The following is a 25,190-nucleotide window of genomic DNA, read 5'->3' as shown; positions in this document are numbered from 1 at the left end:
GTGAGGCGGTGCGGACGGTCATCGCTCGAGGGGTCGACCGTCGACTCCCATCCCGGCATCTCCTTGACGAGGTTGAAGCGCTGACAGTGGCCGATGCCGTTGTCGGCGTCGGTCTTCGCCGCCGTCGGCGAAGCGATGGGCGTGGTCGATGTCGTGGATCGGCGCATCGCACCATGGCGTGCGGCACCGCTGATCGCGCAGCAGGATGAATCGGCGGACCTGCCCACGGAAGAGGCGCCGTCTGCCGTCGACCTCGGTCAGGTCTCCGACCCTGGCATCGGCGTAGAGGCGACGGATCCATCGCGCCGCGCCGCTGATCTCCGGCGGGGGTGCGGGAGCGTCTGCGGCCACGTGTGCTGGGGACGGAAGCGTCGGCACACCGAGCGCGAGGTCACGGGCGACTCGTCCGGGAAGTGGATGACCCTCGATCCAAGCCGTCGCCTCCTCGTCAGCGAGGAGGGTCATGTCGGTCATGAGCGGCTGGATCTCGACGGGGATGTCGTCGGGGCTCTCGAGCCCGCAGGCGCGGGCTGTGAGGGTGTCGGCCATGATCTGGCCCTTGGTGCGCGGGTCCCCGGTGGCCTTCGCCGATCGCGCCGCCTCGGTCAGCACTTTCAGCACCGCGACGCCGTCCTTCACGGGGAGCGTGGCGCGGAGGATCGACATGCCGTCGACGGCCGGCTGGAGCGAGACCCGTCGGTCGGCGACCGCGCGCTGGTGCCGGTGCACCGCGGCGTCGGCGTCGAGCTCCTGCGCCCGCGCGCGGGCGAGGTCTCCGGCCCGGCGCGCGGTGACCGATGGCGCTGGTCGGCGAGGTCGACATCGACGCGGGCCCGGTCCTCCTCCTCGAGCACCAGCACGTTCTCGGCGACCCTGCGGGCGGCGTACTCGCTGATCTCCCCCGCCTCGAGCATCTCGCTGGTGCGCGGCAGGGATCCGAGCGAGCACCCGGTGCAGAGCGACCTCGTCGGACGCCTGCTTCGGGGTGATGCGACGGGCGAGGGCGACCTGGTCGGCGATGCCGCGGCCCCGCTGTCCCCTGGGCACTCCCTGTCTCTGCTGCTCGCGGATCTGCGCATCCCAGAAGGCGGCCTCTGCGCGGGCCTGCGCGGCGGCGAGCCGTCCTTTGGCGCGCTCCGTCGCGTCGATCAGGTCGATCAGAGCGGTGTCGCTCTCCGCGGCGAGAGTCTCAGCCGACGGGGCACGGTCGAGGAGATGGGACAGTCGCTCGGCCCAGTCCGGCGCGGACTCCGACATGGTTCCCCTCCCCTCGCTCGGCGATGGTCGTGGCGGCCCGGAGAGCGGGACGACCTGGTGTGACCAGCGTCGTCGCCTCGACGACAACGCGCCAGCCTCAGCGAGGGAATGTGGATTGGCAGGGCATGTGGAGGAACCGAGAGGCGGCGAGAACCGAGAAGCCTCGAGTTGAGCGCACCGTTTCCGCTATAAGAACCCGACGGCGCCCGTGAGCCACCGGGCAGTGCACACACCTCGCCGAAGCCTCGAGGTTGTGGACGAGCACGGACCAGGACGGCGAAGCGCCATGACCACCCCGCGACCTTCCGTCACGCCCTCGGCGGAACCGGCGTGACCGGTGTCGCTCGCCCTTCCCGCTCGGCACCGACCGGGGCTACCGTGCTGAGCATGTGGCAGATGATGGATCTCCTGTACGCGCACAAGAAGGACATGGTCGCGCCGGAGGACGCCCTGCCCGGCCGCGACGCCTACCCCTACCCCCTCGAGCGCGAGCACCTCGTGCTCGGCACCGACATGCTCGGACCCGACGCGCCCCGCGACCCGCACCCGTGGCCGGAGGGCTCCGAGGAGCTGATCCTCGCCGGCGGTCAGCTTCTGGGGCATCGAGCGGATCGCCTGGCAGATCCCCGGCGTGCACACCACCTCGGCCGGCTACGCGGGCGGGTACACGCCCCACCCCACCTATGAAGAGGTGTTCTCCGCCCGGACCGGCCACGCCGAGGCCGTGCGCGTGATCTACACCGGCGGCGAGGACACCCTGCGAGCGCTCCTGACCGAGTTCTGGCAGCGGCACGATCCGACCACCGCCAACCGCCAGGGCAACGACGTGGGCACCGAGTACCGCAGCGCCGTGTACTGGACCACCGAGGAGCAGGGCGAGATCGTGCGCGACTCCGCCACCCGCTACCAGGAGGCGCTGGACGCCGCCGGTCGCGGCGCGATCACCACCGAGCTCGCGCCGCTGGCCGAGGTCGGAAACGGCGTCTACTACACCGCCGAGCCCGAGCACCAGCAGTACCTCGAGAAGAACCCCACCGGCTACTGCAACCACGGCTTCAACGGGGTCGCCTGCTCGCTCTGAGCCGACGGGCCGACGGGCCGACGGGCCGACGGGCCGACGGGCCGACGGGCCGACGGGCCGACGGGCCGACGGGCCGACGGGCCGACGGGCCGACGGGCCGACGGGCCGAGCCCACCACTTCTGACATGGCCGCGAGAGGTAGCGACTCCGAGGGCGCGTCGGACGCCCGAGCCGTCAGCGCCCGGGCAGACCATCCCCGGTGTCGCCGCCCATGAGGTTGCGGCGTGCGCCGATGTCGGGCCCGCCCGTCGGCCGCGGCGTCGCGGGGACGGCGCCCATGAGCCGCGCGGCGAACCCGCCGGCCTCGCGCGGCGCGCGGCGCGGCGCCGCCGGGCCCGCAGGCGCGCGGCGCCCGCCGACGGCTTCGGCTTCTTCGCCGCGCCCGCCTGCGCGAAGCGCTGCATCTGAGAGGTGGTCGGATAGGTGCCGCTGACCACGATGTCGAGGCCCAACAGGGTCACCGGCGCGACGGCATCCCCCGCGGACTCCATCAGGGCGCGGACCGGCTCGCACTCCTCGAAGGCCCAGGCGTCCTCGTCCTGGAGATAGACCGTGATCGGCTGGCCGTCCAGGGCGAGCGCCGCGGCCTCGTCGAGGAAGGCCTCCTGCCGCTCCACGTCGGGCGGCGGGGACGGCAGGAAGATGTCCAGCCCCGCGAGCCGCGGGGCGTCGTCGGAGGCGGTCATGCACCTACGGTAACGCGGCTCGGGATCACGACCGTGCGGTCGCCCAACCACTGCGGCACGGTGCGGCCTTATTAGGGGGCGCGAATGGATTCCACAGCCGACAGCCCCCGCCCCGCGGACCTCCGCTCCCACGATACCCTGGTGATGCAGCAGGTCACCGGCTTCATGTCCAACGACTTCGACATCCTCGACGGCGCCGGCGAGCACGCCGTGGGCCACGTGACGACCACCGGCGGCGGCGTCGCCCGGTTCTTCTCGGGCGCCCGCTCGCTCCGCGTCGCCGACGCGGACGGCACGCCGCTGCTCCGTGTCGAGGACCCGCCCGGGATCGGCGTCGACCGCTTCGAGCTCTCAGCACCCGACGGCACCCCGGTCGCCGAGCGCGCGGCCGCTTCTCCGTCTTTTCGACGAAGGTGAGCATGACCCTCGCCGTCGGCGCGGAGCCCGAGCCGCACGGCGACATGCTGGGGCTCGACTACGAGTTCCGCTACGGAGAGGCCGTCGCCGCGCGGGCGGCCAGGGAGTGGGCCGGCTTCAGCCGAGGCTTCCTCGGACACAGCAGGTACGTGCTCGCATTCGACCCCACGGTGCCGCCGCCGCCGCGCCTGGCGATCGTCGGCGGGCGCATCGTGCTGGACCTGATCCGGGCGAAGAGGTCGCGCAGCGGCGGCTGAGCCGCCGGCGAGCGGCGGCCGGGCCAGCAGGAGCCGGCGCTCAGCCCGCGCCCGCGCAGCGCTCCTCGACGGTCCCGGCGGCGTCGAGCACCCGGCCCAGCGGCCGGTAGTGCTGGTGGACTGCCTCACGGTAGGCCGCCGCGTCCCCCGCCTCAAGCGCGGTGAGCATCGCGCGATGCGCCTCGACGGTCTCGAGGATGTCCTGGGCCGGGGCGATCCCCAGCGGCGGCACGGCGGTGGTGTGCACCTCCCAGAACGCCTGGGCGAGCTGGCGCAGGAGGCTGTTGGGCAGACGGGAGAACAGGACGGTGTGGAAGGCGGCGTCGGCCTCGGGGAAGGGCTCCCCCGCCGAGGCGAGCTCGCGCATCGTCTCCACATGGCCCTCCAGCTCGGGGTTCTCGGTGCCGCGGTAGATCTCCACCAGCCGCTCGGCGACCGCGAGGTCCAGCGCGATCCGCGCTCGACCACCTCGCGCGCGCGCGCCCAGGTCGTTGCCGTCGTCGAGCCGGGCGCGGAACAGGAGCCCGTCCACGAGCGGGGCGAGCGAGAGGGTGCCGACGAAGGTGCCGTGCCCGTGGCGCACCTCGACGATGTCGAGAGAGGCGAGGGTGCGCATGGCCTCGCGCACCGAGGAGCGGGAGATCCCCAGCCGCTCGCAGAGCGCGGCTTCGGTGGGCATCGGGTCGCCGGGCGCGAGGCCCTCGGCCAGGATCAGCTCCTGGATGCGGTCGACGGCGGTGCCGCCGGTCCCCTTGCTGCGCACGATGCGCCTCCTCCCCGTGCCCGCCGTCGGTGACGGACGGGCACCATCATGCCTGCATGTCGACTGCTGTCTGCGATGTCCGCTCCGCCCGAGGTCCGGGCCGGAGGGCACTGCGCCTGCTCGGACCGCACGCGCCCCCGAGCGTTCGGCGGCGCGGGTGGCGGTCCTCGACCGGGTCACCGGTCGGTCACGGCCGCACCACCGGGTGGTGGCGACCACACCGACTGTGATGTACTGTCCCCAGTCATCAGACATCATACGTCTGATCTTCGCAGGGAGGCGAGAGTTCCGCCGACTCGCGAGGACGGGCTCCGCTCGACCCCCGGCGCCGCGGGCACCGGGGATACCCCACAGAAGGGATGCATCAACGGTGATCACCAACCCCTCCGGCCGTCTCGGCCGACGCGGCTTCCTCCGCGGCACTGCCGCCCTCGCCGGCGCCGCCGGCATCGTCGCCGGGATCGGCGCCTGCGCTCCGCGCGAGAGCGGCTCCGGCGGCTCCTCCGACGCGGGCGGCGCGCCGGCCGGCGAGGCGAACCCCGACGGCCACATCGACGCGGCGATCAGCTACGAGCTCGGCACCAACGGCTACGACCCGATGACCACGTCGGCGGCGCTGACCGTCGCGGTCAACTGGCACACCCTCGAGGGCCTCACCGAGTCGCACCCGGTGACCCGCGAGGTCTACGCGGCGCTGGCGGCCGAGGTCCCCTCCGCCGACGGGACCAGCGTCGACGTCGCGGCGCGAGGGCGCCGTCTTCCACGACGGCACCCCCGTCACCCCCGAGGACGTCGTGTTCTCCTTCGAGCGCGTCCAGGACCCCGCCAACGCCTCGCTGTACGCGCAGTTCATCCCCTTCATCGACTCCGTCGAGAAGAAGGACGACACCACCGTCACCATCACGCTCGCCCACCCCACCGCGGTGCTCGCCGAGCGACTCTCGACGGTGAAGATCGTCCCGAAGGCCGCTGTCGAGGCGGACCCCGACGCCTTCGACTCGAACCCCGTCGGCTCGGGCCCGTGGACGATGACCGACAACTCCGCGGCCTCGAAGATCGTCGAGTTCGAGCGCTTCGACGACTACACCGGCCCCATGCCCGCCAAGGCGAAGACGATGAGCTGGCAGGTCATCCCCGACCCGTCCACCCGCACCAATGCGCCGCAGTCGCAGACCGTGCAGGCCATCGACTCGGTCCCCTATCTTTCGATCGACCAGCTGAAGGCGAGCGGCGAGGTCGAGTCCGTCGGCGGCTTCGGGCCGCTTCTTCGCGATGTTCAACAACAGCGAGGACAACCCCTTCCACGACGTGAAGAACCGCCAGGCCTTCCTCTACGCGATCGACATGGACAAGGTCATTGAGACGGGCCTGTCGGGTCAGGCCGAGGCGGCGAGCCGCTTCGTGCAGAAGGAGCACCCGAACTACAAGGAGGCCTCGACCGTCTACTCGCTCGACGCCGACAAGGCGAAGTCCCTCTTCGCCGAGACGGGCCTGACCTCTTTCCGGATGCTGTGCACCGATCACGACTGGGTCGCCCAGTGCACCCCGATCATCCAGGAGTCCCTCGCCGCGGCCGGCGTCGAGGTCGCCTTCGAGCAGAAGCAGTCCGCCGACGTGTACACCACGATCGACGGGTCGCCCGACGCCTACGACGTGGTCATCGCCCCCGGCGATCCCTCCGTCTTCGGCAACGACCCCGACCTGCTCATGCGCTGGTGGTACGGCGGTGACGTCTGGACCGACACCCGCATGCACTGGAAGGGCCAGGAGTCCTACGAGGAGGTCCAGTCGCTGCTGGCCGAGGGGCTGAAGACCACGGACACCGCCGCGCAGGAGGCGACCTGGGGCGAGCTGTTCGACCTGCTCTCCGAGGAGGTCCCGCTGTACCCGCTCTTCCACCGCAAGTCCCCTACGGCCTGGGACGGCACCTCGCTGGTCGACTTCCAGCCGATCTCCCTGACGGGTCTGAGCTTCGTCGACGTCGCCACGACGAAGGCCCCGTGACCCGTTCCTGAGCCCCCGCCGGGGCCGACGGCCCGCTCGTCGGCCCCGGGGGCCGCTCCCCCGTCGGCCCCGCGCCCGACCCTGCGCCCGGCCTCGCTCTCCGCCCCGCGCCCCGCCTCGCGCCCGGTCTGTCGCGCGACCACCGGCCCGCGCTCCGCCCGGCCGCCGCCCCTGCCCCTCGCACTTCCACGGAGGACCGCGTGTCCCACCTCGTCCGCCTGATAGGGCGACGACTTCTCGCCCTGCCGTTGATGATCCTCGGCGTCACCCTGCTCGTCTTCGTCATAATGTCGTTCTCACCGTCGGATCCCGCCCGGCTCGCGCTCGGGGAGTCCGCCTCCACCGAGGCGCTGGAGCTGTACCGGGAGAACAACGGCCTGAACGACCCGATCTGGTCGCGCTACTTCAGCTTCCTCGGCGGCATCGCCGCGCGGCGACCTCGGCACCACCAGCGGCAACGTCCCGGTGACCGAGGTGGTCGCGAGCGCCTTCCCGATCACGCTGCAGCTGACCTTCCTCGGCCTCGCCATCGCGATCGTGCTCTCCGCGATCCTCGGCGTGCTCGCCGCCCTGTTCCGAGACCGCTGGGTCGACCAGGTGATCCGCGTGCTGACCATCGCCGCGCTCGCCACCCCGTCGTTCTGGCTGGCGATCCTGATGATCCAGTGGCTCGGCGAGGTCCCCGGCGGCTGGGGCGCGTTCCCGGCGCTGGTGACCCGCTGGGTCGGGGTCTTCGAGGACCCCGCCGCCTATCTGCGCAATGTCGCCCTGCCCGCGATCGCGCTCGCGATCCCGGTCGCCGGCTCCCTCACCCGCGTGGTCCGCACCGCGATGGTCGAGGAGCTGGACCGCGACTACGTGCGCACCGCCGTCGGCGCCGGCATCCCCTATCCCGTCGTCGTCTCCCGCAACGTCGCGCAATGCGCTGATCACCCCGATCACGGTGCTGGGCCTGCGCGTCGGCTACCTCATGGGCGGCGCGGTGATCATCGAGATCATCTTCAACATCCAGGCCATGGGCCAGCTCATCCTCGACGGCGTCACCCGCAACGACGTCTTCCTCGTGCAGGGCGTGACGCTCGTCGTCGCGATCGCCTTCATCGTGGTGAACATCCTGGTCGACCTCCTCTACGTCGTCGTCAACCCCCGGATCAGGAGCATCTGACATGCGACCGAAGCTCGGATCCCGCCTCCAGTCCGTCAGCGGCGGCCCGCTGGCCCCCTTCACCGCCCTCCCCTGGGCCTCCCGCCTCGCGGTGGCGTTCCTCGTCTTGCTCGCGGTCCTGGCCGTGCTCGCGCCGGTGATCGCCCCGCACGGCCCGCTCACCACCGGCACGCCGGTGCGGCCGCCCAGCGGCGAGCACTGGATGGGCACCGACGCGATCGGGCGGGACATCTTCTCCCGCGTCGCCCACGGCGCCCGCTCCTCGCTGCTAATCGGCCTGGCGGCGACCGGCGCCGCGCTGGTGGCCGCTGCGGTGATCGGCTCGATCGCCGCGACCGGCGCGAAGCTCCTCGCCGAGGTCGTCATGCGCGTGCTGGACGTGGTCATGTCCTTCCCGGGCATCGCGCTCGCGGCCGTGTTCGTGGCCGTGTTCGGCAACTCGCTGCCGGTGCTGATCTTCGCGATCGGGTTCCTCTACGTGCCGCGCCTGGCGCGCGTGGTGCGCGCCAACGTGCTGGCTCAGTTCGGCGAGGACTACGTCGCCGCCTCGCAGGTCATGGGCGCCTCCACCGCCTGGATCCTCGCCAAGCACGTGGCCCGCAACTGCATCGCCCCGATCATGGTGTTCGCGACCGTGCTGGTGGCCGACGCGATCGTGCTGGAGGCCTCGCTGTCCTTCATCAACGCGGGCGTGCGGCCGCCGAACCCGTCGTGGGGCAACATCCTCTCCGACGGCAAGCGACTCTTGCTGTCGGGCTACTGGTGGCCCACCTTCTTCCCGGGCCTGATGATCCTGCTGACCACCCTCGCGCTGAACATCCTCTCCGAGGGGCTCACCGACGCGATGGCGAGCCCGCGCGTGAAGGCGAAGGTCGACGTCGAGGCCGACGAGAAGGCGCTCGAGGAGCAGGCGGAGGAGACCTCCGCGTCTGTCGCCGCCGGTCGCGCCGGCTCGGCCGGCGCGGTCGACGGGGCCAGCACGGCCGACGGGCCCGGCGCGGCCGACGAGCAAGACGACGAGCAGTTCGACGTTCACCACGACGTGCTCGGTGCGATCGACGAGGAGACCACCCAGCGCCTGCTGCACGAGTCCCTCGCCGCGCGCGCGGCGCCGAGCTCGCACGCCCCGAGCGCGGGACCGTGGATCAGGACGTGCCGCCGCTGCTGGAGGTGCAGGACCTGCGGGTCGCCTTCCCCGAGGCGCACGGCGAGGTGGACATCCTCGACGGCATCTCCTTCCGGGTACGGCCCGGGGAGACCATGGGCCTGGTCGGCGAGTCCGGCTCCGGCAAGTCGGTGGCGAGCCTGGCGATCATGGGGTCGCTGCCCCGCACCGCCCGGATCAGCGGGAAGGTGCTTTGCTGAACGGCCAGGACCTCCTCTCCCTCGCCCCCAAGCAGGTCAACGCCCTGCGCGGCCACGAGATCGCGATGATCTACCAGGACGCGCTGAGCTCGCTGAACCCTTCGATGCTGATCCGCTCGCAGATGGCGCGGCTGACCCGGCGCGGCGGCACCCGCTCGGCCGAGGAGCCGCTGGAACTGGTGGGGCTGGAGCCGCGGCGGATGCTGAACTCCTACCCGCACGAGCTCTCCGGCGGCCAGCGCCAGCGCGTGCTGATCGCGATGGCGCTGACCCGCGACCCGAAGCTGGTGATCGCCGACGAGCCCACCACCGCCCTCGACGTCACCGTGCAGAAGCAGGTCGTGGACCTGCTGAACCGGCTGAAGGACGAGCTCGGCTTCGCGATGGTGTTCGTCAGCCACGACCTGGCGCTCGTCTCCCAGCTCGCCGACAGCATCACCGTGATGTACGCCGGCCAGGTCATGGAGCAGGGCGCGACTCACGAGATCCTCGTCGATCCCCGCCACGAGTACACCCGCGGGCCGCTGGGCTCGGTGCTCTCGATCGAGGCGGGGGCCGAACGGCTCCACCAGGTCCAGGGCACGGTCCCCTCGCCGCGGGACTTCGCCGTCGGCGACCGCTTCGCCCCGCGCTCGCTGGACCCGTCGGCCGACCCGACGGCCCGGCCGCGCCTGGTCACCACCGGGGCCGACGACCATCTCGTGTCCACGACGGGCGAGGTGCCCGGACCTCTCGAAGGAGCATCGCGATGAGCGACACCACCCCTGCCCGGAACGACGGCGCCGGACGCGCGACGCCCACGATCGAGCCGCGCGACGTGCACGTGGTGCACCGGTCGCGCTCCGGCGGCATCTTCCGCCGGAACACCCTGCGCGCGGTCGACGGGGTCAGCGTCTCCGTCCGCCGCGGCGAGGTGCTCGGCATCGTCGGCGAGTCCGGCTCGGGCAAGTCCACGCTCGCCCGGGTGATGACCGGTCTGCGCCCGGTCACCGAGGGCGAGGTCCTCTTCGACGGGACGCCGCCGCGGCACGGCCGGGCCGCCCGTCGGAAGCTGGGACGGAAGGTGTCGGTCGTCTTCCAGGACCCCTCGACCGCGCTGAACCCGCGCCTGCCGGTGCGGGAGACGCTGGTGGACCCGCTGCGGGTGCACGGCATCGGCGACGACGCCTCCCGTCTGGCGCGGGTGCGGGAGCCGCTGCACCTGGTGGGCCTGCCCCAGTCGGCGCTCGAGGTGCGCCGAGGCGACTCTCCGGCGGTCAGCGACAGCGCGTCGCGATCGCCCGCGCCCTCGCGCTGGAGCCGGAGATCATCGTCGCCGACGAGCCGACCAGCGCTTTGGACGTGTCCGTGCGCGCCCAGGTGCTGAACCTGCTCACCGACCTCAAACAGGAGCTCGGCCTGGGCCTGGTGTTCATCTCCCACGACATGAGCACCGTGCGCTTCATCTCCGACTCGATCAGCGTCATGAACCACGGGAAGGTGGTCGAGCACGACACCACCGATCGGATCTTCGCCGGGGCCGAGGACGAGTACACCCGCGACCTGCTCGCCGCCGCGCCCTCGCTGCTCTGACCCCGCCCGCGACGCCGCCGACGGACCGCCGCGGCAGGACCGGCGCGACAGACCGCATCCACCCCGACCGCGATACCGACCCCGCTCGTCGCCGCCTCTCGACCACGCACCCCACAGATGCACCAAGGAGCCTCACCATGAGCACCGATCCCCGCGCCCTGACCGGCGTCGTCCCCCCGCTGCTGACCCCCTGACCGCCGACGGCGAGATCGACCTGCCCTCGCTCGAGCGGCTCGTCGGCCGCCTGCTCGAGGGCGGGGTCGACGCGATCTTCGCCCTCGGCTCCTCCGGAGAGGTCGCCTTCTGGGACGACGCACGCCGCGAGGCGGTGCTCGAGGCCGTCACCGGCACCGTCGCCGGGCAGGTGCCCGTGATCGCGGGCGCGATCGACATGCAGACCGACCGGGTGATCCAGCACGTCCGCGCCGCGGAGCGCTTCGACCTCGCCGGCTACGTGGTCACCGCCCCGTTCTACGCGATCACCGGCCCTGAGGAGATCGAGGCGCACTTCCGCGCCGTCGCCGCGGCGACCGAGCGTCCGGTGTGGGCCTACGACATCCCCGTCTGCGTGCACACCAAGCTCTCCCCCGCCCAGCCGCTGAAGCTCGGGCAGGACGGCGTGATCACCGGGGTGAAGGACTCCAGCGGCGACGACGTCTCCTTCCGCCGCCTCGCCGCGGCCAACCGCGCCGCGGGCTCCCCGCTGACCCTCCTGACCGGCCACGAGGTCGTCGTCGACGGCGCCTATCTCGCCGGGGCCGACGGCTCCGTGCCGGGCCTCGGGAACGTGGACCCGGCCGGCTACGTGCGCATGCACCGCGCCGCGCAGGCCGGCGACTGGGAGCGGGTGCGCGCCGAGCAGGACCGCCTCGCGCGGCTGTTCGAGATCGTCTTCCAGCCCACCGACAAGGTGGGGCCGGCCGGCGGCGTCGGCGCGTTCAAGACGGCTCTGCGCGAGCTCGGCGTCTTCTCGACCAACAACATGGCCACTCCGATGACCCCGATCGAGGGCGAGGCGGTGGACCGCATCCGCGCGATCCTCGCCGACGTCGGCCTGCTGTACGGAGCGGGCGCTGGTGCCTGATCCGGTCCTCGCCCTCGACCTGGGCGGCACGAAGATCCGTGCCGCCCTGGTCCACGGGCTCGATGCTGTCGAGGTGGAGACAGCACCCCGGCTCGAGCACGTCGCCGAGGTGCCGACGCCCGCGGCCGAGGGCGCCGCAGCGATCCTCGGCGCCGCCCTCGACCTCGCCGAGCGGGTGTGCGAGGGGACGGCGGTGCAGGCGGTCGGGATCTCCTCGGCCGGGGTCGTCGACGTCGAGGACGGCCGCATCACCCACGCCACCGACTCCCTCACCGGCTGGGCCGGCACCGCTGTGACCACTCCCTTCATGGAACGCTTCGGCGTGCCGGTCGCGGCGCTGAACGACGTGCACGCGCACGGACTGGGCGAGGCCCGCTTCGGGACCGGTCGCGGTCGCGGCTCGCTGCTGCTGATGGCCGTCGGCACCGGGATCGGCGGTCGCCAGGTGCAGGGCGGCACGGTGGTGGTCGGCGCGCGCGGCGCCGCCGGGCACGTCGGCCATGTGCCCGTGCCGGAGGCCGAGGGCGTCCCCTGTCCCTGCGGCCGCACCGGGCATCTCGAGGGCCTCGCCTCCGGGCCGGGCGTCGTGCGCCTGGCCGCGCGGCTGAGGACGGCGGACCCTGCAAGCGGCGCCTCCTCCCCCGACCCGTCGGCCGCGCCCCGGGACGGCCGGGAGCTCGCCGCCGCGGCCGTCCGCGGGGACCGTGCCGCTCTCGAGGCCTACCGCCTCGCCGGCCGCGCGACCGGCCGGGTGCTCGGCGCACTGCTGAACGTCCTGGACCCCGATGTCGTCGCACTCACCGGCGGGGTCGCCGACGCGGGTGTGACCGTCTGGCTCGAGGCACTGGCCGCGGGCATCGCCGAGGAGGCGATGGACGTGGTCGCCGCGACGCCGGTGCCGCCCGCGAGCGCCGGCTCCCAGGCCGCGCCGCTCGGCGCCGCCGTCCGCGCGGTGGAGGTTCCTGTCCGCTAGCCGCTCCTACGCCCGGCACCGCGGTCCGCGTGCTCGCCCCGCCCCTCGTCGTCCGACGTTCGTCCCCGCCGCTCGTCCCCGTCGTCCGCCGCTCGTCCTCGGAAGGATCCCGTCCATGACCTCCCCGCTCCCGCCTCTCGTCGCCGCGCTCGAGGGCACCCTGATCGTCTCCTGCCAGGCCTATCCCGGCGAGCCGATGCGCGATCCGCGCACCATGGCGCAGGTCGCCGCGGCCGTCGCCGAGGGCGGCGCCTCCGCCGTCCGTGCCCAGGGCCTCGAGGACATCCGTCAAGTCAGGGAGGCCGTCGACGTCCCCGTCATCGGCATCTGGAAGGACGGCGAGCAGGGCGTGTTCATCACCCCCACCCTCGACCACGCCCTGGCCGTGATCGACGCGGGCGCCGACGTCCTCGCCCTCGACGCCACGGACCGGCCCCGTCCCGACGGCCGCGACCTCGCCGGGACCGTCGAGGCGATCCGCACGCGCACCGACATCCCGCTCATGGCCGACTGCGACAGCGCGGACTCCGCCCGTCGAGCCGCCGAGCTCGGCATCGAGATCATCGGCACCACCCTCGCCGGCTACACCCCCGCCCGCGCGAAGACCGTCGGCCCCGACCTCGCGCCGCTCGAGGAGCTCGCCGGCACCCTGACGGGCACGTCGATGCTCGTGGCCGAGGGCCGCGTCCACACCCTCGAGCAGGCCGCCGCCGCGAAGAACGCCGGCGCCGGTGCCGTCGTCGTCGGCACCGCCATCACGCACCCCACCAGCATCACCCGCTGGTTCCACGACGCCGTCACCGGCGCCTGACCGCGCCCGCGGCCGATGCCCTCGCCCCCTGAGGAGGCGGCGAGTCCTGAAGGACCCCTATGCCTGCCCCGTGCAGGATCACACGAAGGAGAACACCCGATGGATGCACACATGACTCGACGCGGGATGCTCGGCACCGCCGCCGCGCTCACCGCCCTCGGCGCGGGAGCCGCGGGCGCGACCGCCGCACCGGCCGGCGCCGCTCTCCCGCCCGTGAAGGACCGCGGCCGCCGCCAGGGCAGCTACGAGGAGCAGGTCCTCGCCGCCCCCGGCGACTGGGGAGTGAAGAACTTCCGCATCCCCGCCCTCGCGGTCGCCCCGAACGGAGACCTGCTCGCCGCCTTCGACAAGCGCCCCGTGCACGGCGACTCTCCCGCCCCGAACTCGATCTGGCGGCGCCGCTCGACCGACGGCGGCCGCACCTGGGGCGAGCCCGAGGTGGTCCGTGCGGGCTTCGAGTCCACCGTTCCCGGGGAGAAGCTCGGCTACTCCGACCCGTCCTACGTGGTCGACGTCGAGACCGGAGAGATCTTCCTGTTCTGCGTCTTCTCGAAGGACGTGGGCGTGTGGGACGGCGAGTACGGCAACGACGACGAGGACCGCCGCATCATGAGCGCGAACCTCTCCGTCAGCCACGACTCGGGCCTCACCTGGGAGCACCGCTCGCTCACCGAGGTGGTCAAGCCCGAGGACTGCCGCGCCATGTTCGCCTCCTCCGGCGCCGGGATCCAGCCGCGCTACGGCGCGCACAAGGGCCGCCTGATCCAGCAGTACGCGGGCTTCTTCCGCAACGACGCCGGCGGCGAGGACGTCTCCGCCTACTCCGTCTACTCCGACGACCACGGCGAGACCTGGCAGATGGGCACCCCCGTCGGCACCGAGATGGACGAGAACAAGGTCGCCGAGCTCTCCGACGGCACGGTGATGTTGAACTCCCGCGAGCACGTGCGCACCGGCCGGCGCTGGGTCGCCTACAGCCACGACGGCGGCGCGACCTGGGAGGACCTCCACCGCGACCCCTCCCTCGTCGACCCGGGCAACAACGCCCAGCTCTCCCGCGCCCACCCGGACGCCCCGCAGGGCTCCGCGAAGGCGAAGATGCCGCTGTTCTCGCACGCCGACCACGTCCCGAACGACCGCGTGAACGGCACCGTGGAGATCTCCACCGACGACGGCGCGACCTGGGAGCGCAAGCGCGTCTTCGCGCCCGGCGCCTGCCAGTACTCGGTGATCATCCCCGTGGGCCGGGACGAGTTCCTGCTGGCCTACGAGGGCGAGCAGGAGACGATCAAGATCGCCCGCCTGGACATGGACTGGATCCTGTCGCGATGATCCGCCTCGGTCACGACCCCTCCCCCGCTCCCGACCTGCCGGTGCTGACCGGCGCGTCCACGGTCCTCGCCCGCGCCGGGGAGGGGCCGTGGCCGCGGTACCGCATCGTCGGCCTCGCCCACCTCGGCGCGGGCGAGCCGCTCACCGCCTTCGACGGCCGCGAGACCGGGCAGGACGTCCCCGATCCGACGGGCCTGGTCCAGCGCCGCTCGCTCGACGGCGGCTTCACCTGGGGCCCGCTCGAGCCGCCGCGGGACGCGGACCGAGAGGGCCGCCACTGGTACTGCGACCCAAGCTTCCTCGTGGACGAGCCCGCCGGGCGGGTGCACGTCTTCCACACCCACGCGAAGGATCGCGGGGTGTGGGAAGCGGCGCCCGGCACTAATGACGCGGACCGGGACGTGATGGGCTCGGCGGTCTCGACCAGCACCGACGGCGGCCGCACCTGGACCCACCGCTCGGTGACCGCGATCGCCGCGCCGCCGGAGCTGATCCGCACCGCCTTCCCCACCTCGGGGACGGGGATCCGGTCGCGGCAGGGCCCGCGGGCGGGTCGACTGGTGCGACCGTACGCGGGCTGGTTCCTCGCCGGAAAGGGGTCGGCCGACGGCGAAGTGGTGCGCTCCTACGTGCTCTACTCCGACGATCACGGGGAGAGCTGGCATCGCGGCGAGCCTGTGGGCGAGGACATGGACGAGACCACGATCGTCGAGCTCTCCGACGGACGGATCCTGCTGAACTCCCGCGATCACGCCCGCGGCGGGCACCGGCGCATCGCGGTCTCCGCCGACGGCGGCGAGAGCTGGGAGGACCTCGGGATCGACGAGCAGTTCGTGGACCCCGGGAACAATGCGCGGCTCGCGCGGCGGTTCCCCGAGGCAGAGCCCGGGAATCCCCGGTCCGAGGAGCCGCTGTTCACCAACAGCCGCGACCCCTTCGCGCGTCGGCTCGGCACTCTCTCGCGCTCGCTCGACGACGGGGCGGCCTGGGAGCCGATCGGCGTCTTCGAGCCGGGGAACCTCGACTACTCCGTCGTCCAGGGCCTGGGCGACGGGGCGATCGGGATCCTGTGGGAGGTCGAGGCGCGCGAGATCCGCTTCACCCGGCTGGAGGCGGAGGACCTGCCCGACGCGTGAGCGCGGGGGCCGACTGCTCGTCGGGGCCGGTTCGACAGCGGCCGGCTGGACGAGGACCGGCCCGGGATCGACCAACACGACGGCGACAGGCCCGAGGGCGACCGGTCCGGCAGGACGACGATCCCGCAGACCACCATCCAGCACGACGAGGAGAGGGGCGGCGGCACCGATGCGGTGCCGCCGCCCTCTCCCCAGGTGGCGTCAGGCCGGACTCAGCGGGCCCCGGGCTGGCGCGGGTTCGCGTAGTCGATCGTGAACTGCGGCGAGGTCCAGGTCTCCCAGTGCTCCGGGTTCTCCGGATCGCCGAGGGGCCTCAGGACCTTCATCTCCAGGACGTAGTCGCCGTCCTTCACGCCGCGGGACTTCTGGTTCTTCATCGAGAAGGTGCCGTCCCAGGCGAACAGCTCGGGCTCGGGGGAACGGCCCAGGTGATCGGTCGCGTCGATCGTGCCCATGGAGGGGTTGACGACCTTGAGCTTCCCGTTGGCCCGCACCTGGTAGGCCGAGATCTCGAGCCGCTCGGCCGGGAGCGCGAAAGCGTAGGCGAGGTAGGGCACGTCGCCGTCGGCCATCGTGTAGGTGTGGCCGCCCTCGGGATCCAGCGCGCGCTGCCGGCGCCGTCGCTGACGCCGAGGCCGGGCAGGCCCATCCCCTGGTCGTCCAGGACGGTGAGGGCCTGATAGTCGCCGGAGAGGCCGGCGAAGGGCACCACGAGGTCGTCATCGGCGCCGGTCAGGGTGATCCAGCCGCCGTAGATGAGGCCGTCCGTCCCGAAGTCCTCGCCGAGGGTCACGGTGACCTCCGCGCTTCCGTGCGCGGGCACGGTCACCTGCTCGGCGGAGGTGCCGGTGGTCGCCTCGGCCGTGTAGAACTCGGGATTGCTGGTCGGGATCGCGGTCGCGACGCCGCTCTCGAAGCCGACGTCGTACACCTTCTCGGCGTCGGAGTCGTTGGTGACCGTCAGGGTGACGTCCTTCGGCCCGGCCTCGCCCTCGCCGAGGGAGATCGTCGGGGTCGTGACGGACGAGGTCGCGCGCACCGCGGCGACCATGTTCAGCATGCCCGCGCCCTGACGGTGGACGGGCTCGAGATAGCCCTGCTCCGGCGCAGCGACCAGGTGAGCTGGTCGGCGGTGTTCATCATCGCGGTCTTCACATCCGCGGGGGCGAGGTCGGGCTTCGCCTCCAGCAGCGGCGCGGCCGCGCCGGCGACGTGCGGCGCCGCCATCGACGTGCCGGACATGGAGCCGTGGCCGCCGCTCTCGAGCGGCGGCGTCGACCAGATCGAGCCGCCGGGCGCCGCGACGTCGGGCTTGAGGTCGAGGTCGGCCGTCAGACCGTAGGAGGAGAAGTCGGAGACGAGACCGCCGGTCCCGTTCTCGACCGTGGTGGAGCCGGACTGCCAGGCCCAGGTGACCGGGCCGGCCGCGAGCGCCTCCTGCAGGGCCAGGCCGTCGGCCTGGGAGAGCATCACGACCGGGACGGTGAGCGCGGGATCGCCCTCGACCGTCGGGTTCACGACGCCGGGGGCGTTGTCGTACAGGATCACGGCGTCGTAGCCCGCCTGCTCGCCAGCGACGGCCTTCTCGCGGAACGCGCAGCCGCGCCGCGCTCGACGAGCAGGGCCTGGCCCGGCTCGGCGGCGGGCACGGCCGTCGGGTCGCAGGCCTGTGCGGCGGTGGTGCCGGGAGCGCCGGCGGCGACGAGCGCGAGCTCGCCCGAGGTCGGCGGTCGCGGGGAGCCGGTCGCGGCCGAGTAGGGCCGGTCGGCCCCTCCCGCGGTCGCGAAGGGCGCGGAGCGGTGGGTGTTGTCGACGGAGGCGACCGTGATCGCGCTCTCGGCCACGCCCGGGGCGCCGCTCGAGAACAGGCCCGCGGCCCCCTCGTTGCCCGCGGAGATGACCACGGTGACGTCGTCGTCGACGAGCGTCTCGACCATCTGCGCGGTCGGGTAGTCCTGCCAGGTCATGAAGGAGGCGCCGAGGGACATGTTGACCACGTCCGCGCCGTCGTCCATCGCCCGCTCCATCGCCTCGAGGATCACCTCGGTGTCGCTGGAGCCCTCGCAGCCGAACACGCGGTAGGAGAGCAGGTCGACCTTCGGGGCCACGCCGACGACCTCGCCGTCGGCGCCGATGATGCCGGCGACGTGGGAGCCGTGGCCGCCGCAGTCGTCGGGGAACTCGTCGGGGACGGGGGCCTCGCCGGTGCGGGAGTCGTAGGCGTCTCCGACGAGGTCGTAGCCGCCGACGACGCGGTCGTTCGGGAAGTCCTTCGTCTCGTCGTCCACGCCGGAGCCGCCGAGATCGGGATGGTTGTAATCGATGCCGGAGTCGATCACCGCGACGGTGACGCCCTCGCCGCTGAGGCCGTCGACCTGCTGGACCTGGTCCACGCCGGTCATCGCGTTGCCGTAGACGTCCGAGGGCGTCGCGTCGGCCGGCTCGGGGGCGGCGACCTCGAGCACGGGGTACACGGCCCGCACGCCCTCGACCTCGCTGAGCTTCTGCGCATCGGCGTCGTCCATCTCGACGGACATTCCGTTCCAGCCGGTGGTGAAGCTCTCCTGGACCTCGAGCGGGATCGCGGCGTCCTCGGCGCGCTCGGCCACGGTCTCCTGCGCGGCGGTCGCCGACGTCTTCGAGCCGCCGCGGAGCGTGGGTCGCCCCTCGACCTCGACCAGCCAGCGGCCGGGGACGGTGGTCTCCCCCGCGGCGCGGAGCTCGTCGGCCGTGGGGATCTCGACGCCGAGCTCGGCGGCGGTGCCGAGCTTCTCGGGGGTCTCGCCGTCGGCGAGCGCGGGGGCGCTCACCAGCATGCCGGCGACGAGCGCCGTGCCGGCGGAGGCCGCGAGCAGGCCGCGGGGTCTGGGAAGATCTGGTCTGGGCAGAGGCATCGGCGCCGTCCTTCGAGGAGAGAGGGAGGACGGTGCGCGCGCGAAGGGTCGCCCCGGGATGTCCGGTGCGCACCGCCGTTCACCATTTGATCATGTGACTCCCCTCACCGGGAGTCGAACGACCGGATTGCGGGAGGGAGGGTCCCGATCAGGTCACGGATCCGCGCCGGCGGCGGCCGCGAGGTCGTTCAGGGGGTACGGCTCAGGGGGCCCGTCCGCCGACGCCGGGGCGGACCGATCTCCCGGCTCAGGGCGCCTCGGTCTCCCGGCGCGCCGCGATCCGGTCCGGATCGGGCGCACGAAGGCCGGGGAGGCGAGCTGGGAGAGGGCGTGCTCGAGCCGGGGCTCCTCGTCGGGGACCATCACCGAGAGCATCCCGAGCCGGCCCCCGTCGATCTGGAGCTCGAGCTCGTAGCGGATCCCGCCGCGGAGGAACTCGCCGCGCACCGGCCACTGCTGCTGGCGCGGCACCGCGAGGCGCCGGGGATCCTCCACCACGAGCTGCAGGTCCGCGCCGACCCCGCCGGTGTCGAGGACCCGTGCGGTCTCGAGCCGCTCGCGCGGCCTCCTCCGCGCCCGGCGGGGCCGGGGCGTCCGGGGCATCGGCCAGGAGCGCCTCGATCAGGGCCCGCGCCTCGGAGGGCGCGGCACCCCGGCGGGCTCCCCGAAGGTCTCCTCGCGCAGGGACCAGCTGCGATCGGGGTCCCCCAGGTGGGGCGGCGCGATCACGGCCGCGGTGCCCGCCGCGCCCAGCGCCGCGAGCGCGAGGCGGGGCCGGGTCATCCCGAGCCCGCGCAGGGCGTCGACCATCCGGGCGTCGAAGCCCTCGACCACGTCCATCAGCCCCAGCGTCACGCCGCCGGCGACGACGCCGTCGCGCACCGGGTCCAGCACCGGCAGGTCGTAGCGGGAGGAGTCCGCGACGAGCGCGGCGGTCGCCGCGGCGACGCCCACCCGGTAGGCACCGTGCGCGAGCGGACCCAGCCGACGCGGCTCGACGAGCGACAGCGCCCCGACGGCGCCGGCACCGGCGACGACTCGGAGCATCCGTGCCCTGGTCAGCGAGATCATGCTCGGAGTCTAGAGCCCCGCGGGGCGGGATCGACGTGCGGTCCGCGGCGACTACCCTCTCCTCTGTGAGCCAGGCACCCGAGATCTCCTGCCCGGCGCGCCCCGCTCCCGTGCCCGCCGAGCCGACGCGCCTGCGCCTCCTGGTGCCCGCGGCGCTCGCGCTCGCCGGCACCCTCGCCTACGGCCTGCTGGGCGACCAGCAGTTCCGCAACCTCGTCGCGCCATCCTGGGACCTGGGGATCTTCACCCAGCTCCTCCGCGCCTACGGGGAGCCGCGCGCCCCCGATCGTGCCGATCAAGGGCGATGCGGTGAACCTGCTGGGCGACCACTTCCATCCGCTGCTCGCGGGCCGCTGGCGCCGGTGTGGTGGATCTGGCCCAGCGGCGAGGCGCCGCTGTGGACCCAGGCGCCGCTGTTCGGGATCTCCGCGATCCCGCTGACCCGTCTCGCGATCGACCGGCTCGGAGCGGGCCTCGGCACGGTCGCGGGCGCCGCCTACGTCTTCTCCTTCGGGCCGCAGTCCGCGGCGGCGGTGCAGTTCCACGAGATCGCGCTCGCCGTGCCCCTGCTGGCCTTCTCGCTGACCGCCCTCGCGCGGGAGAAGGTGCTCGCCGCGGCGCTGTGGGCCGCGCCGCTGGTGCTGGTCAAGGAGGATCTGGGGCTGACCGTCGCGGCGCTCGGGCTCGTGATCGCGGCCGCGTGGCCGGGAGCACCGCCCGCTCGGCGCCCTGCTCGCCTCCTGGGGCGCGGCATGGTTCGTGCTGGCGACCTTCGTGATCCTCCCGGCGCTGAACACTGCCGGGCAGTACGACTACACCGACAACCTCGGCTCGCCGCTGGAGGTGGTCTGGCCGCCGGTGAAGTGGCTGACCGTGCTGATGCTCCTCGCGCTCGCCGGCGGGATCGGAGCCCGTTCGCCGCTGATCTGGCTGATGGTGCCGACCCTCGCATGGCGCTTCACCGGGACGGTCGAGTTCTACTGGGACTGGTACTGGCACTACAACGCGGTGCTCATGCCGATCGCGCTCGCGGCCCTGCTGGACGCCCTCGGCGACCGCCGCACCGGACGGGCCACGGCCTGGGCTGCGCCGCGACGCGCCGGCGCCGCCCAGGCCGGTGCGGACCGCCGCCGTCGCGCTGTGCGCCGCGGTCACGCTGGTGCTCGGCCCTCAGATGCCCGTGCTGGACGTCTTGCGCCCGCAGCAGTGGGATCCGACGTGGCGGGCCGAGCCCGCGCAGGCCGCGCTCGAGGCGGTGCCCGACGACGCGGTCCTCGCGGCGGACATCACGCTCCTCGCCCAGGCCGTGCCCGACCACGACGTGCAGTGGTCGCATGGCCCGAACGACCGCGTCCCCGACTGTGTGCTCGGGGACTGGTACGCGTTCTCCTGGAACTCGATGCCGCCCGATGACCTGGCGGTCTGGGCGCAGCAGCGGTGGGGCGCCGAGTACCGGGCGGTGTTCGACGAGGGCGGCTTCACGGTGGCCTGCCGGGCCTGAGCCGAGCGCCGGCAGGCAGGGTGGTCGGGTCTCGTCAGGCCGGGCCGGCGATGCTCCTCAGACCGGGTCCTCCCGGACGGTGCCGGTGCGTCGGCCCCGCTGACCTCGGGAGGTCGCCTGCGCTCGCTCCAGCAGGTGCCGCTCCCGCTCCGCCCGCGCGGACTCGAGCCGGAGCCGCCACGGCGAGTGCCGCTCCGCCGTCAGCGCGATCTGCAGGCCCCGCGAGAGGGCCCGGTCGGTCGCGGAGACCGGCAGGGCCGCGAGCTCCGCGGCGTGCTCGGGCGACCGGTGCGCGACCCCGCAGGCGCTCCAGCGCGCCGCGATCTGGAGGATGCGGTCGCGGGTGTCGAGCATCGAGTGGCCCGCGCCGCGGATCTCCAGCAGCCTGCGCGCCGGGGATCCGCCCGGCGACCTCCCGGGCGACCTGCATCGGGCTGACCAGGTTCTGGCTCCCCGAGATCACCAGGGTCGGGGCGGTGATCGCGGGGGCGAGGGCGTGCAGGTCGATCGGCTCGCGCGCGAAGGGCGGCACGGCCCGGCGCCGCTCGCCCGTGAGCAGCAGCGGGTCCAGCGGTCCCCCGTCGGCGTGCGCCCCGTACCCGAGCTCCGTGTGCACGAGACGGGCCACGAGGTCGTGCTCGACCACGAACGGGGTCGACTCGAGCCAGGCCCGGTTCAGCACCTTCCGCACGCTGGACCAGGTCAGGGAGCCGCGACCGACGGCGAGCAGGTCCACGAGATCGCGCACCGCGGCCGGTCCTCCGTGCTCGTGGACGGCGAGCACGACGGGACCGGCGCGGGAGGCCTCCACCTTCCCCTCCGCGGCGAGGCGGCGCAACACGGCGGCGGTGGACGAGGTGGTCGCCTCGCCGCCGTCCCAGTACAGCTCGCGCAGACGTCGCTGGGCGACCAGCTCGTCGGTCGCGGCGGCGCGCGGGGAGTCCAGCACCAGGGAGTGCACCCGCTCCGGGTGCAGGATCGCGAGGATCTGGGCGAGCTGGGCGCCGTAGCCGGTGCCGACGAGCGCCGCCCGCTCGACGCCGGCGCGGTCGAGCACGGCGAGCACGTCCCGCACCACCTCCCGCGCGTGATCGCGGCGGCGGGCAGGTCCTCCCCGACGGCGTCCAGCCGGGAGAAGCCGACGCCGCGGTGCTCCATCATCAGCACGTCCACCCCGCGCGCGGCGAGGCGCGCGGCGCGCCACGTCGTAGGGCGCACCGAGGCCCGTGCGGGTCCGTCGGGCAGGATCAGGACCGGCACCTCGGGGCTGAGGGACTCGGGCTGGGGGCTCCCGTCCGCTCCCCGCACCCGGCGGGGACGGCGCGGGGTCGCGCGGGCGTAGCGCGGCGGGAACAGCTCCGGCCCCTCCCCCTCCACCTCGCGGTAGACGGTCATGAGGTCGTTGCGGATCTGCAGCGGCTCGTCCTGGGTGGCGCGCTCGATGATCTCGACCGGCCGCGCCCAGGGCGCGATCCGCCGGGGCAGGGGCAGGGCCGACGGCCCGGACGTGGGGGTCCGGGAGGTGCGGGGCTCCTCGCTCATCGCCGTCCTCTCATCTCGCCCGACGGGGCACGGGGCTTCTCATGCGTCGCCGCCCGTCGCACCGGAATCCGTCGCACCGCTGCCCGTCGCGCCGCCGATCGTGTCCCACAGGAAGGTGTACAGCGGCGCGTTCATCCGCGCCGCCTGCTCGTTGTTCGCCGCGCCGCCGTGCCCGCCCTCGATGTTCTCCCAGGAGCGCACGTCGGCGCCGAGCGACTCGAGCGCCGCGGTGAACTTCCGGGCGTGGCCGGGATGGACGCGGTCGTCGCGCGTGGAGGTGAGCACGAAGGTGGGCGGATAGTCCGCGGCCCGCTCCTCGGAGAGCAGGTGGTACGGGCTGAAGGTGCGCACGAACTCCCAGTCCTCGGTGTCGGGGTCGCCGTACTCCGCCATCCACGACGCTCCGGCCAGCAGGTGGCTGTAGCGCTTCATGTCCAGCGGCGGCACCTGGATGATCACCGCGCCGAACAGCTCCGGGTACTGGGTGAGCATGTTCCCGGTGAGCAGGCCGCCGTTGGAGCCGCCGCGCACCGCGAGGTGGTCGCGGTCGGTGACGCCCCGCTCGACGAGGTCCTTCGCGACCGAGGAGAAGTCCTCGTAGGCGCGGTGGCGCTCCTCCTTCAGCGCCGCCTGGTGCCAGGCGGGGCCGTACTCGCCGCCGCCGCGGATGTTGGCGAGCACGTAGGTGCCGCCCCGCTCGAGCCAGGTCTTCCCGATCGCGCCGAGGTAGGACGGGGTCAGGGAGATCTCGAAGCCGCCGTATCCGTAGAGCAGGGTGGGACGCGGGCCGGGCTCCTCCCCCTCCTGTCGCACCTGGGAGATCTCGAAGTACGGGATGCGGGTGCCGTCGTCGCTGGTGGCGAAGTGCTGGGTGACCTCGAGCCCCTCGGCGTCGAAGCGCGCCGGGGCGGACTTCACCGGCTCGAGGTCCGTCGGCTCGCCGCCGCCGGCGACCTCGGAGAGGTCCCCGAGCAGCGCGCGGTCGGCTCGATGAAGTCGGTGACGGTCACCCAGATCTCGTCGCTCTCGTCGGCGTCGACCGCGGAGACGCCGATGGAGCCGCGCGGCTCGGGGTACAGATCTCGGCGCACCCACTGCCCGTGCTCGTCGCGGGTGTGGACCTCCAGGCGGTGCACGACGTCCTCGAGGATGGAGAGGACCACGGCGGTGCGGGTGATGGTCATGTCCGCGAGGGAGGTGGAGGCGGTGGGCTCGAAGAGCATGTGCGACTCGGGCTCGCCCGACTGGAAGCGGGCGAAGTCGCCGACGACGAGGGAGCCGGCCGGGTAGACGTCCTCTCCCACCTGCCAGTCGCTGCGGGGGCTGAAGATCCCGAGGTCCCTGTGCGCGGTCGCCTCGAGGTCGCGGGGCACCTCGACGGTCGTCAGCTCCGGCGGGGTCGCGGACCGGTCCACGACGTGCACGGTCTGGTCGTAGAAGGCGTGGGCCTCGACGATCCAGTCCCGCTCCCAGCCGGGGGTGTGGTCGTGCGCGGCGAAGACCGCCATGTCCGAGGCGGGGATCTCGTGGACGAGCTCCGCCTCGTCCAGCGGCGTGCCGCGTCGCCAGATCCGGGCCTGGCGGGCGTAGCCGGAGCTGGTCATGGTGTCCTCGCCGAAGTCGGTGCAGGCCCAGACGGTGTCCTCGTCGATCCAGGACAGCGAGCCCTTGGCCTCGGGGCGCACGAAGCCGCCCTCGAACTCGGGGACGAAGGAGAGGGTCTCGAGGTCGAACTCGCGCGTGACGTCCGCGTCGGAGCCGCCGTGGGAGAGCGCGACCAGGGCGCGGCGGTAGGGCTCCCCGTCTGCCAGGCCCGCGGGGCGGAGCAGGCGCGCGCCGTGCCACACCCAGTCCTCGCCCTCGGCCTCGTTCAGCGCGTCGACGTCCAGCAGGATCTCCCACTCGGGCTCGTCCGTGCGGTAGGACTCCATCGTGGTGCGTCGCCACAGCCCGCGCTCGTGCTCGGCGTCGGTCCAGACGTTGTAGAGGTGCTCGCCGCGTTTGACGACGCCGGGGATGCGGTCCTTCGCGTCGAGGATCTCCCGGATCTGCCCCTGCAGGGTCTCCGCGAGCGGGGCGCCGTCGGGATCGGCGGGGTCCTGGACGCTCTCCAGCGCGGACTCGGCGCGGGCGTTGCGCTCGCGCACCCAGTCCAGCGCCTCCTCGCCGGTGACGTCCTCCAGCCAGGCGTGCGGGTCGGTGCGCCGTCGGGGGCGGGGAGATGCGCGGTGTGCTCGGCCTGGTCGGTGCTGTCGGTCATCGTGGGGATCTCCGTGGTC

At 73.3% G+C, this 25,190-nt stretch carries 20 protein-coding genes and 5 pseudogenes; 14 read left to right on the top strand and 11 right to left on the bottom strand.

Annotated elements, in window-relative coordinates:
• Window positions 1–18 precede the first annotated feature (18 nt).
• The gene (locus WKH84_RS19235) at window positions 19–1,257 is read right to left on the bottom strand and encodes a hypothetical protein (RefSeq protein ID WP_341854791.1); all 1,239 of its coding nucleotides are present in this window, start codon (window positions 1,255–1,257) and stop codon (window positions 19–21) included.
• Between the two features lie 387 nt (window positions 1,258–1,644).
• Here WKH84_RS19235 and msrA point away from each other — a divergent pair.
• A pseudogene (gene msrA, locus WKH84_RS19230) lies at window positions 1,645–2,338 on the top strand (peptide-methionine (S)-S-oxide reductase MsrA).
• Here the strand turns inward: msrA and WKH84_RS19225 are convergent.
• Entirely contained in the window at window positions 2,296–3,024 is a 729-nt protein-coding gene (locus WKH84_RS19225; protein WP_341854790.1) for a hypothetical protein, read from the bottom strand. The pseudogene msrA and the gene WKH84_RS19225 overlap by 43 nt on opposite strands.
• Before the next feature lie 84 nt (window positions 3,025–3,108).
• On the opposite strand from WKH84_RS19225, the gene WKH84_RS19220 reads away from it, so the two are divergent.
• Together WKH84_RS19220 and WKH84_RS19215 are read left to right on the top strand one after the other, a co-directional pair.
• The gene (locus WKH84_RS19220; RefSeq protein ID WP_341854789.1) at window positions 3,109–3,441 is read left to right on the top strand and encodes a hypothetical protein; all 333 of its coding nucleotides are present in this window, start codon (window positions 3,109–3,111) and stop codon (window positions 3,439–3,441) included.
• A 2-nt stretch (window positions 3,442–3,443) separates the two neighbouring features.
• Complete coding sequence (locus tag WKH84_RS19215) at window positions 3,444–3,698, top strand: hypothetical protein (RefSeq protein ID WP_341854788.1); 255 nt, start codon at window positions 3,444–3,446, stop codon at window positions 3,696–3,698.
• Between the two features lie 40 nt (window positions 3,699–3,738).
• On the opposite strand, the gene WKH84_RS19210 is transcribed toward WKH84_RS19215, so the two are convergent.
• Window positions 3,739–4,461, bottom strand: a complete 723-nt coding sequence (locus WKH84_RS19210; RefSeq protein ID WP_341854787.1) for a GntR family transcriptional regulator — start codon at window positions 4,459–4,461, stop codon at window positions 3,739–3,741.
• Window positions 4,462–5,255: 794 nt separating this feature from the next.
• On the opposite strand from WKH84_RS19210, the gene WKH84_RS19205 reads away from it, so the two are divergent.
• The 10 genes and pseudogenes from WKH84_RS19205 (at window position 5,256) to WKH84_RS19160 (ending at window position 15,903) form a co-directional block, all read left to right on the top strand.
• A complete protein-coding gene (locus WKH84_RS19205) occupies window positions 5,256–5,822 on the top strand; it encodes an ABC transporter substrate-binding protein (protein WP_341854786.1) in 567 nt (188 codons plus the stop codon).
• Window positions 5,734–6,465 (top strand): ABC transporter substrate-binding protein, encoded by a 732-nt coding sequence (locus WKH84_RS19200; protein ID WP_341854785.1) that lies wholly within the window; start codon window positions 5,734–5,736, stop codon window positions 6,463–6,465. Before WKH84_RS19205 ends, WKH84_RS19200 begins: the two co-directional genes overlap by 89 nt.
• A gap of 200 nt (window positions 6,466–6,665) precedes the next feature.
• Window positions 6,666–7,630: pseudogene (locus WKH84_RS19195) on the top strand (ABC transporter permease).
• Between the two features lies 1 nt (window position 7,631).
• Window positions 7,632–9,747, top strand: a pseudogene (locus tag WKH84_RS19190) (dipeptide/oligopeptide/nickel ABC transporter permease/ATP-binding protein).
• Window positions 9,744–10,567, top strand: a pseudogene (locus WKH84_RS19185) (ATP-binding cassette domain-containing protein). The pseudogenes WKH84_RS19190 and WKH84_RS19185 overlap by 4 nt, the downstream one beginning before the upstream one ends.
• Window positions 10,497–11,651, top strand: coding sequence for a dihydrodipicolinate synthase family protein (locus WKH84_RS19180; protein ID WP_341856970.1), 1,155 nt, complete (start codon window positions 10,497–10,499; stop codon window positions 11,649–11,651). The pseudogene WKH84_RS19185 and the gene WKH84_RS19180 overlap by 71 nt, the downstream one beginning before the upstream one ends.
• Window positions 11,644–12,624: an ROK family protein gene (locus tag WKH84_RS19175; RefSeq protein WP_341854784.1), complete on the top strand. Its 981-nt coding sequence runs from the start codon at window positions 11,644–11,646 to the stop codon at window positions 12,622–12,624. The genes WKH84_RS19180 and WKH84_RS19175 overlap by 8 nt, the downstream gene beginning before the upstream one ends.
• 115 nt (window positions 12,625–12,739) lie before the next feature.
• Complete coding sequence (locus WKH84_RS19170; RefSeq protein ID WP_341854783.1) at window positions 12,740–13,435, top strand: N-acetylmannosamine-6-phosphate 2-epimerase; 696 nt, start codon at window positions 12,740–12,742, stop codon at window positions 13,433–13,435.
• 99 nt (window positions 13,436–13,534) lie between these two features.
• Window positions 13,535–14,767 (top strand): sialidase family protein, encoded by a 1,233-nt coding sequence (locus WKH84_RS19165; protein ID WP_341854782.1) that lies wholly within the window; start codon window positions 13,535–13,537, stop codon window positions 14,765–14,767.
• Window positions 14,764–15,903 carry a sialidase family protein gene (locus WKH84_RS19160; RefSeq protein WP_341854781.1) on the top strand — a complete coding sequence of 380 codons (1,140 nt, stop codon included), beginning with the start codon at window positions 14,764–14,766 and terminating at the stop codon, window positions 15,901–15,903. Before WKH84_RS19165 ends, WKH84_RS19160 begins: the two co-directional genes overlap by 4 nt.
• Window positions 15,904–16,115: 212 nt before the next feature.
• On the opposite strand, the gene WKH84_RS19155 is transcribed toward WKH84_RS19160, so the two are convergent.
• From WKH84_RS19155 to WKH84_RS19130, 6 genes are all read right to left on the bottom strand, one after another.
• Window positions 16,116–16,280 (bottom strand): hypothetical protein, encoded by a 165-nt coding sequence (locus WKH84_RS19155; RefSeq protein ID WP_341854780.1) that lies wholly within the window; start codon window positions 16,278–16,280, stop codon window positions 16,116–16,118.
• Window positions 16,277–16,963, bottom strand: coding sequence for an Fn3-like domain-containing protein (locus tag WKH84_RS19150; protein ID WP_341854779.1), 687 nt, complete (start codon window positions 16,961–16,963; stop codon window positions 16,277–16,279). Before WKH84_RS19150 ends, WKH84_RS19155 begins: the two co-directional genes overlap by 4 nt.
• A complete protein-coding gene (locus WKH84_RS19145; RefSeq protein WP_341854778.1) occupies window positions 16,957–17,451 on the bottom strand; it encodes a S8 family serine peptidase in 495 nt (164 codons plus the stop codon). The genes WKH84_RS19150 and WKH84_RS19145 overlap by 7 nt, the downstream gene beginning before the upstream one ends.
• Window positions 17,448–18,797, bottom strand: a complete 1,350-nt coding sequence (locus tag WKH84_RS19140; RefSeq protein ID WP_341854777.1) for a S8 family serine peptidase — start codon at window positions 18,795–18,797, stop codon at window positions 17,448–17,450. The genes WKH84_RS19145 and WKH84_RS19140 overlap by 4 nt, the downstream gene beginning before the upstream one ends.
• A 153-nt stretch (window positions 18,798–18,950) precedes the next feature.
• Window positions 18,951–19,400 carry a hypothetical protein gene (locus tag WKH84_RS19135; protein ID WP_341854776.1) on the bottom strand — a complete coding sequence of 150 codons (450 nt, stop codon included), beginning with the start codon at window positions 19,398–19,400 and terminating at the stop codon, window positions 18,951–18,953.
• A gap of 18 nt (window positions 19,401–19,418) precedes the next feature.
• Entirely contained in the window at window positions 19,419–19,868 is a 450-nt protein-coding gene (locus WKH84_RS19130) for a hypothetical protein (RefSeq protein WP_341854775.1), read from the bottom strand.
• A gap of 65 nt (window positions 19,869–19,933) precedes the next feature.
• Here WKH84_RS19130 and WKH84_RS19125 point away from each other — a divergent pair, with 65 nt between their 5' ends.
• Window positions 19,934–21,472, top strand: coding sequence for a DUF2079 domain-containing protein (locus WKH84_RS19125; protein ID WP_341854774.1), 1,539 nt, complete (start codon window positions 19,934–19,936; stop codon window positions 21,470–21,472).
• Here the strand turns inward: WKH84_RS19125 and WKH84_RS19120 are convergent.
• Together WKH84_RS19120 and WKH84_RS19115 are read right to left on the bottom strand one after the other, a co-directional pair.
• A complete protein-coding gene (locus WKH84_RS19120; protein ID WP_341854773.1) occupies window positions 21,404–22,573 on the bottom strand; it encodes an alpha/beta fold hydrolase in 1,170 nt (389 codons plus the stop codon). The two genes, WKH84_RS19125 and WKH84_RS19120, sit on opposite strands and share 69 nt — an antisense overlap.
• Window positions 22,574–22,950: 377 nt before the next feature.
• Window positions 22,951–25,171 (bottom strand): annotated as a pseudogene (locus WKH84_RS19115) (prolyl oligopeptidase family serine peptidase).
• Between the last annotated feature and the right edge of the window lie 19 nt (window positions 25,172–25,190).

Origin of the sequence: Brachybacterium sp. GPGPB12 (assembly GCF_038396325.1) — a bacterium.
Classification (GTDB): domain Bacteria; phylum Actinomycetota; class Actinomycetes; order Actinomycetales; family Dermabacteraceae; genus Brachybacterium; species Brachybacterium conglomeratum.
This window is presented reverse-complemented; position numbering and strand designations above follow the sequence as displayed.